Source organism: Streptomyces sp. MnatMP-M17 (genome assembly GCF_900091995.1).
Lineage (GTDB): Bacteria > Actinomycetota > Actinomycetes > Streptomycetales > Streptomycetaceae > Streptomyces.
Map to the genome: position 1 here is coordinate 1 of NZ_FMDK01000483.1, position 4,794 is coordinate 4,794.

A 4,794-nucleotide genomic window follows, 5' to 3' on the forward strand; every position below is an offset into this window, starting at 1 on the left:
TCCGGCGGCGCTGGCGGCTCGGCCCCGACGAGGCGCGGGCGCCGTCCGTACCGACCAGACCACCGCTGCCCGGCGCTCCCGTCTGGCTGATGGGCCTCTATGTGGACCCGTCGCGCGCCGTGCTGCTCGCGGGCACCCGGCGAGGAGCCGCCCGGCCCGCCGCCGCCGGGACGGTGATCGGTACGGAGGTGCTGGCCGGTCTCGACCGGGCGCTGGAGGCCGCGCTGACGGCGGCGAAGGCGCGCGGAGCCGAGGGATCAGGACCGGCGCGCGACCGGTCGGAGGACCACGGCCTGTCCGAGTATCTGGCCGAGGCGAGCCGCAGCCATCCGGACCTGGGCCTGCACGCGATCACGCTCTGGGACACGGACGCCGTGCCCGTATCGCCCTCGTACGAAGGGCAGGTGACGTCTCATCAGGTGACGCGGCATCAGATTCCCGCACGGTCGACCTGGCGCACCTTTCTGCGGGCCATGGTCGCGCTCGACAGCACCACCCATCCCGAGTCCTCACGCCGTGTCTATCTCGATCTCGCCGCCGAGTTGGAGCGGTACGCGACGGCGCGCTCCGACCGGCCGTGCGACGCGGTGCGCTGGCTGCGCGAGAATGTGGCCGGGCATCTCGGCACCGACCGGACGATCGGCGCCACGGCGCGCAACCAGTCCTGGAGCGGCGTCAACCAGATCGATCTGGGCTCGTTCAACGAGTGCGTGGTCATCGAGACGGTACGGCTCTCCGGCACCATCACCCGGGGCGAGATCGCGCACCGCACCGGTCTCACCCAGCAGTCGGTCTCCCGGATCGCGCGCTCGCTGCTGGACCGGGGCATCCTGATCGAGGACGCCCAGCGGCGCGCCACCTCCGGCAAGCCGCGTACGCCGGTACGGCTCTGCGGTACGGCCGCGCACGCGCTCGGGATCCATATCGATCCGGAGGTGCTCACCGCCGTCGTGATCGATCTCGACGGCGCGATCGTCTGTACCCGTACCAGGCCCGTCACCGCCGACATCGATCCGGCGGAGTTCGTGGAGCGGGTGGCCGCGCTGGGGCGCGAGACGCTGACGGAGGCGCGCGGAGCGGTGCGGGAGGACGGTTTCCTCGGTATCGGCGTCGCGGTGCCCGGACCGGTCGACATCGCGTCGGGCACGGTGCTCGGGCCGCCGCTGATGTCGGCATGGGGCGATCTTCCTCTGCTGTATCTGCTGAAGGACCACTTCCCGTGCCCGGTCCTGATGGAGAAGGACTCCACCGCTGCCGCCGCCGGCGAGCGATGGATCGGCCGCGACCGCAGGGCCAGGGACTTCGCGTATCTCTATCTCGGTACGGGCGTGGGCACCGGGCTCTATCTCAACGGTGACATCTACCGCGGGATCAGCGCCAACGCCGGTGAGTTCGGGCAGCTCTGCGCGATCGCGCTGGGCCGTGTGGACAAGGACGGCCGCCCGGAGATCCTGCCCGAGTGCAATCCGCCGGTGTCGGTGCCCGATCTGGCCTTACGGCGCGGAATGCGGCCCGTACGGACGGCGTCGTGGAGCGCCTCGTCCGGAGGCACCGCGTCCGGGAGCACCGCGGCGTATCTGGCGGTGGGTGAGGCCGCCGCCGCGGGCGATCCGGCGGCCTCGGCGGCCGTACGGGAGGTGGCACAGGCGGTGGGTCGCGGCGCGCTGGGGCTGGTCGATCTGCTGGACATCGATCTGATCGTGCTCGGCGGGCCCTTCTTCACCGAGGACGTCGCCGGTTTCTATCTGGACGAGATCACCCGTACGGTCAATGAGTTCCCGACGGCCAGAAGGCTGCGCCGTGTCGAAGTCGAACCGTCGGTGCTCAGCGCGGAGGCGGCGGCGGTCGGGGCCGCGTCGACCATCTTCCACGCGACGTTCACACCGAGGCTGCGAGGGCGCGAGGGCCGGGCCCGGCATCTGCCGACGGGCTGACCTCCCTTGTGGAGACGGCGGAACGGAGGCGCGGGTGTGGAGACGGAGATGCGGACCGCCGGAGGTGTCCCGGCGGCCCGCACCCTGCGTGATCCCCTGCGTAACCTCGTCAGATCCTCGGCTGCGTGGGCCTCGTCGCCGTCAGTCCGATCTGTCCCTTGAGCATCCGGCCACCGTCGCCGGTCAGCCGCAGATAGTAGTCCGACGAGCAGGAGGTACCGTCCTCGTCGAGCGCCCAGATGCCCGAACCGGACGGCACCTGCGAGCCGTTCTCCGCGGTCTTGGCGATCTGGTTGCCCTCGTTGAACTCGTCGAACATCGAGATGTAGATGCCCTGCGCGCCGAGCCTGACCATGTTGTAGAACTGCCGCCACATGAAGTCCCCATGGGCGCGGTGGCGTTCCTGGAGGTCTCCGGGCAGCACACAGGGCTGGTAGTCGATACCGCGCGCGTTGCACTCGGCCTGGTCCGGTGTGTTGACGTCACGGAAGAACCGGTCGGTGTCGGCGGCATTGGAGATCCGTCCGACCATCCAGGGCGAGATCATGTTGAACGAGCGGTACACGTCCTGGAAGCCGGGCCGTGAGTCGTCGGTGCTGTTGCGCCAGTGGGTGGGCACTCCGCCGATCACATAGCAGCCTTGGGCCTTGAACCAGTCGACCACGTCCTTGCACGGCGCGGGCGCGAAGGGCCGGCCCGGGTCGTTGAAGCCGAAGCCCCAGATGCACACCACGGGCTTGCCGTTCTGCCGGGCATAGGCGCTGGACGCGGTGTGCGCCCGCATCTTCGTCGTCCAGTCCTCCTTGATCTGGGACTGCATGGACGTCCAGCCGGTGACGTCGTACATGATGTAGAACTTGCGGCCGTTGGCCTCGGCGGACTGGCGCACCTTCTGTGCCATGGCGTCCCGGGTGGGGCCCTCGGGGCTGTACGGGTTGAACCGCTGGAGCGCCGCGGTGTCGCAGTTGTTCTCCCGCATCCAGCGGAAGTGGGTGTCGACGGTCTGCTGGTCCCAGGAGGAGAACAGCGTCGCGGGCTGACCGCCGTTCAGGTTCGCGTAGGCCGTGCGGTAACCACGGGAGTATTCCCGCATGTCCGGCCAGGACTTGATGGTCGTATTGCTGGGCGAGGGCGGCTGGCTCATGTTCTGGCTCCAGTGCCACCAGCCATTGATGGGAGCGCCGTCGCCGCTACAGGCGAACCAGCCCTGGTAGCCCACGGTGATTTTGCCGACCACGTCGCCGGGCGGACTCGCGGCGGGTCCCGGCTGTGCGCGGCGCCTCGGTTCGGTTGCCGCGGCAGCCTGCTGGGCAGCGCCGACGCCGCCGATCGCGGCGGACGCGGCCAGCGCGGACGCGATGACCGACCGTCGTGACATATGCATGGAGGATTTCCTCCCACTAGATATCTGCCAGAAATGCGTAAAGTCCTCGGAGATGGGGGGATTTGCAAGGCGGCGGCAGCCCGCCAGGCCTCCAAGGGCACGCATGTGCAAAGTAGTCGGGGGCCGCTCCGGCCACAAGGCCATGGGCGCCGGGAATTCTTACAGGAATTCCGTCCGTGTGTCAGTCGATTTTCTTTACGCTTTCCGTTTCCAGCGAAATGCGAATGAAGGAACGGGGGCGTGAGTGCGGGCACGGCGGCGCGAAGGCCGGGAACGGCGGCGCCGGGCCGGCTCGTGTACCACCGGTGCGCTCCCTTTGTGTCCCTCTGCGCTCGTCTGCGCCTGACTGCGTGTGAGCGACGCCGGGCATGACCTTCCCGACACCGTTCAACGGGGGAGGTGCGCGGTGCACGGACCGGCGGCGGCCGGCTGGCTGCTTGTCGCGCTCTGCGTGGCGACCGGAGGTTACTGTCTGCTCCGGATGCGCAGCGGCGTGGCCGAACAGCGCAGATGGGCCGGGAGCGAAGCGCTGATGGGATTCGGGACGGCCGTCATGGCCGTGCCCGCGGCAGTCCTGCCACCGCCACGGTGGGTATGGACGGTGTACGCGGCGGTGTTCGGCGGCGCCGCGCTGTACACGGTCGTACGGTCCCGTATACCGGCGTATCGCGCGCACGGGACGCACCATCTGCTGGGAATGCTCGCGATGGTCTATATGGCCGGGGCCATGGCCGCCGCGCCCGGTGGCGCGCACGGCGCCCATACGGCGGCCGGAGCACCGCTGGTCACCGGCGCGCTGCTGATCTACTACGCCGGTTATGTGCTGCGGACGGGCGGACGTCTGCTGCCGCTGCCCGCCGGAGCGGCGCCCGAGGCCGGCGGGACGGCGATGGTCATCGGCACCGGCACGGCCACGGCCGGGCTCCGCTGGGGCGACAGGACCGAGCTGGCGCTGGCCTGCCGGCTCTCCATGGGCATAGCCATGCTGGCGATGCTGCTGACCGTATGACCGGGCCGTACCAGGGCCGGCTCCGTACGGGCCGGGCCCGCACCGGCCAAAACGTGTCCTAGCTCACTTGACCGACGAGGACCTGCCGCGGAGCAGTGCCGTCCTCATACTCTGATGACCATGATGGTCTCCCTGGCGCTGCTGCTTCTCGGCGCACTGGCCGCCGTCGTCGCTCCGCGCCTGCTGGCGCGTGCCGACTGGCCGGAGCGCGAGCCCGTGGTGGCGCTGTGGGTGTGGCAGTGCGTCGTGGCGGCCGTCCTGCTGAGTTTCGCGCTCTCCATGACCTTCAGCGCCGCGGCGGCCTGGCTGGCCGTCCGCGGACATGTCTTCGCGCCCGCGCCGAGCGGAGTGATGGAGGCCTACGCCCTGGGCTCGCACCGGCCGTGGTCGGCCCTGCTCGCGGTGGCCCTGGCGGGCGGCGGCGTCTGGACGGCGGCCATGCTGACGCGGGAGATCCACCGGGCCCG

General features: G+C 70.1%; 3 protein-coding genes and 1 pseudogene. 3 read left to right on the plus strand and 1 reads right to left on the minus strand.

Features of this window, described 5'->3' with window-relative positions; translation table 11 throughout:
* On the plus strand, positions 1–1,934 hold a 1,934-nt coding region (locus GA0115259_RS21605; RefSeq protein ID WP_107469239.1), incomplete at its 5' end, for an ROK family transcriptional regulator.
* Between the two features lie 109 nt (positions 1,935–2,043).
* On the opposite strand, the gene GA0115259_RS21610 is transcribed toward GA0115259_RS21605, so the two are convergent.
* Positions 2,044–3,318, minus strand: a complete 1,275-nt coding sequence (locus GA0115259_RS21610) for a glycoside hydrolase family 99 protein (protein ID WP_093599743.1) — start codon at positions 3,316–3,318, stop codon at positions 2,044–2,046.
* Between the two features lie 406 nt (positions 3,319–3,724).
* On the opposite strand from GA0115259_RS21610, the gene GA0115259_RS21615 reads away from it, so the two are divergent.
* Together GA0115259_RS21615 and GA0115259_RS21620 are read left to right on the plus strand one after the other, a co-directional pair.
* On the plus strand, positions 3,725–4,327 hold the full coding sequence (locus tag GA0115259_RS21615) for a DUF5134 domain-containing protein (protein WP_093599746.1): 603 nt from the start codon (positions 3,725–3,727) through the stop codon (positions 4,325–4,327).
* Positions 4,328–4,447: 120 nt separating this feature from the next.
* Positions 4,448–4,794: pseudogene (locus GA0115259_RS21620) on the plus strand (M56 family peptidase); the annotation flags it as partial.